At 27.9% G+C, this 3,422-nt stretch carries 3 protein-coding genes; all 3 read right to left on the bottom strand.

Annotated elements, in window-relative coordinates:
- On the bottom strand, window positions 1-1,214 hold a 1,214-nt coding region (locus ACMOUI_RS05250), incomplete at its 3' end, for an ArnT family glycosyltransferase (RefSeq protein WP_418964687.1).
- Window positions 1,215-1,252: 38 nt separating this feature from the next.
- Window positions 1,253-2,599 carry a sensor histidine kinase gene (locus tag ACMOUI_RS05245; RefSeq protein ID WP_418964686.1) on the bottom strand — a complete coding sequence of 449 codons (1,347 nt, stop codon included), beginning with the start codon at window positions 2,597-2,599 and terminating at the stop codon, window positions 1,253-1,255.
- Between the two features lies 1 nt (window position 2,600).
- Window positions 2,601-3,278, bottom strand: coding sequence for a response regulator transcription factor (locus ACMOUI_RS05240; protein WP_418964685.1), 678 nt, complete (start codon window positions 3,276-3,278; stop codon window positions 2,601-2,603).
- Window positions 3,279-3,422 lie beyond the last annotated feature (144 nt).

The raw sequence follows: 3,422 nt of genomic DNA, 5'->3' as shown, positions 1-3,422 counted from the left end.
AGATAGATCACTTTTTTCTTAAACATATTTTTATCTGTTAATTTATCTTTAAAAAGATAGATTAATAGAATAAAAAATGGAAGTGTTAAGTAGGAGAAGTTAGGTTTTCTCCAAAAAATAATGGCAATACTCCCAATGGATATAATTGAAATAAGAAAAGTCTGAATATAGAATAAAATCTTATCTGATTTTTTTAAAATATTCCAATTACTATTTAAATAATAGTTTAAGACAATAGCAATGGGAATAGAGGACACAATATATATTGGGAAACCATATCTTTCCTTTTTCATTTTTATAAAAGAAAGAAACAGAAAAGTTAAAATAGACCAGAGTATTCCAAATTTAAAAAGTCTATTCTCTGTACAGCTTTTCAAATTCCATTTTTTGAAAAAAGTCACAATGGCAAAAAACATCCAGATTCCCATAAAATAAAAATAGTTAAGATAGAAGAAAAAGCCTTTGACATGTTTGCTTGTCCATGTATTTTTTTCCTTATTCATAACGGAGAAAAAAAGCTCTTTGTTTTCTACTATCATAGCAATAGGCCAGATAGAAGCTAAAATAAGTCCAATTAAAAAATAAATAGTAATTTTACCTCTATTTTTTTTAATCTTATCCAGTCCATAGATTGCAATATAGGAGATAGCAAATGGAAGAAACATACCATAGATAGCAACAGGCCCTTTACTTAATAAAGACGCTGCAAAGAGCGTGGATGCCCAAAGTAATTCTAAGTTTTTTTTGGAATTTAGACTCTTTAAAAGATAAGTTATGGATCCGAACATAAATATATATGGATATGCGTCCCAAGCATTCTCTCCTCCCACTTTTGTTATCATAAAAGTAGTTGTAGCAACAAATGATGCTAAAAATGGGAGATTTTTATCTTTTGATATCTCTTGAACAAATCTATAGATAAAAAAAATCAATAGAACTGAAACAAAAGCCACAGGGAGTCTTAATAACCACTCATCAGAAAAGTTATTTGAAAGTTTCATAATAACAGCAGTAAACCAAGTTGGTAGTGGTGGTTTTTCAAATCTATATTGTCCATTTAAGGTAGTAACAAGCCATTCATTGTTGAAAACAATCTCTCTAGCAGTGATGAAGTTTCTAGACTCCATTAAATCAGCTTTTCTAATCCAAATAGTACTAAAAAAAGAGATAAAACTTAAACCAATAACTGATAAAAGTTTTTTATCTTTAAACATAAATTCCTCCTCAAGTATTAAAATTATATTGGTTAATGTTATAAGTTAAAAAATACTTTAATAGTTGTTCCCTCATTGATAGCACTAGATATTTTTATATCTAGATTTAAAAGAGTTACAATTCTCTTAACAATGGACATACCAAGACCGTGTCCCTGAATCTCTTTACTTCTAGATTTATTAGCTCTAAAGAATCTATCATAGATATGGTGTAACTCATTGGTAGTCATACCAATCCCATGGTCTTCAACAGTTAGAATAGCTTGATTTAACTCATCACTATTTGTTAAAGTTATATCAATTGGATTATCCTTTCCATATTTTATAGCATTTTCTAAAATATTTTTAATTAAAAGTTTTATTAAGCTCTCATCAGATTTTACAATAGTATACTCTGGAGTAAAATTAATATTGGCCTTTGGATATTGACGTTTTAAACTGGATATGCATCCTAAGATAATTTCAGATAGTTCAGCCTCTATCTCCTCTGTTTTTATCTCAGTTTCTTTAGCTAAAAATAGTAGTTTTTCAATAAGAACATTCATATTTTTAGTTTCATCTTCGATGGAGATTAAAGCTTCATTGAAAATTTCAGGATCTTTTTTTCCCCAACGTTTAATCATATCAATATATCCACTGATTATAAATAGTGGGGTTTTAAGCTCATGAGATGAGTTGTGTACAAACTCAATCTGTTTTTTATTTTGTATATCAAGCCTCAGTAACATCTCCTCATAGGAATCTAAAATATTATCAAACTCTTTAAAGTAGTTTGTAGGTTTAATAACCTCCAGATTTTCAAGGGTGATGTTGGTGTTTAAACTCTCTAATAAAGATAGCTGTTTCGTTATTTTTCTCAAAAGACGATTAAATGCTACTATGGATATAAGTATACAGATAGTAAGCCCTGATAAAAAAATATATACAATATCGAGAAAAAAATTTTTCTCATTACTTAAATTTTTAATAAGGATAACGGTATAAACTTCCCCATCTTTATTGACAAGTTCATTTTTTAAAACCATGTAATCGTACCAATGTATATTGGTAACTTTGTCTTCAACAGCTGCTTTTAAAAGCTCTTTATTTTTATTTTCGCTGTATATAAAGTCTTTATATTTAATTGTAATCTCAAGTTCATCAAGGGATGGATTCTCCACTCTAAAAAGATTGTCCACCAGATTACCATTAAAAATTTCCATTGACTTAGAATTTACTTCCTCTAAAATCTCATATTTTAAAAACCCCATAGCGTTTCTTAAGGAGTGCTTAGAGGAATTAATAAGGTATTTTCCTGTGATGGAAAGAGAGAGTGTTAAGACAATTGAAAATAAACATATAAGCTGAAAGTAGCTCTTTTTTAATGTACCAGAAAGCGTTTTCAAATTAATCCTCCTTTTTTAAAGAGTAGCCAAATCCTCGAATAGTTTTAATGTATTTACTATCTGGATCCAACTTTTTTCTAAGGGCTTTTATATACATATCAATAATTTTTCCATCTCCAAAATAATCATAACCCCAAACATTTTCCAAGATGTTTTCTCTCGTTAAAACTAGATTTTTATTTATCATTAAGTAGTGGAGAAGATTATACTCTGTTTTTGTCAATGTTATGGGAGTAGAGTCCAAAAATACCTCTTTAGTGCTAAGATTAAGAGATAGATTTCCAAATTTTATGATTTTTTTATCAATAAAAGTCTGTTTATTTCTAAAAATAACTCTCATTCTAGCCAATAACTCATCAATAACAAAGGGCTTTGTAATATAGTCATCAGCACCTAAATCCAAAAGTGTAATTTTACTAAAAATCTCATCTTTAGCAGTTAAAACAATAATAGGGATATTTGATTCTGTACGAATAACCTTACATACATCTTCACCACTCATTTGAGGAATCATTAAATCTAGCAGTATTAAAGAGTAGTTATTTTCTCTGAAAAGCTCCAAACCAATCTGTCCATCTTCAGCTAAATCTACTTTATATCCCTCATGAACTAGCTCTAATTCCAAATATCTTCTAATTTTTGGGTCATCTTCAATAATAAGTATATTTTTTTTAAGCATAGTCTCTCCTTTATTTTAAATATTATCTATATATTATAGACTCATTATAAACCTAAAAAGTAAAAAAATGGTAAATATTTATTTTAAAAAATTTTTGATTTTAGGTTTTATGTAATCTAAATGAAGTTATATATTTTTTATTTA

Origin of the sequence: Cetobacterium sp. (genome assembly GCF_048470075.1) — a bacterium.
Taxonomy (GTDB): Bacteria; Fusobacteriota; Fusobacteriia; order Fusobacteriales; family Fusobacteriaceae; genus Cetobacterium_A.
Note: the sequence above shows the minus strand (reverse complement) of the source record. Positions and strands in the feature narration are given on the sequence as shown.

Excerpts from the sequence above, each read along its gene's own strand:
- ACMOUI_RS05240 (WP_418964685.1), bottom strand. The coding sequence starts at position 3,278 with ATGCTTAAAAAAAATATACTTATTATTGAAGATGACCCAAAAATTAGA.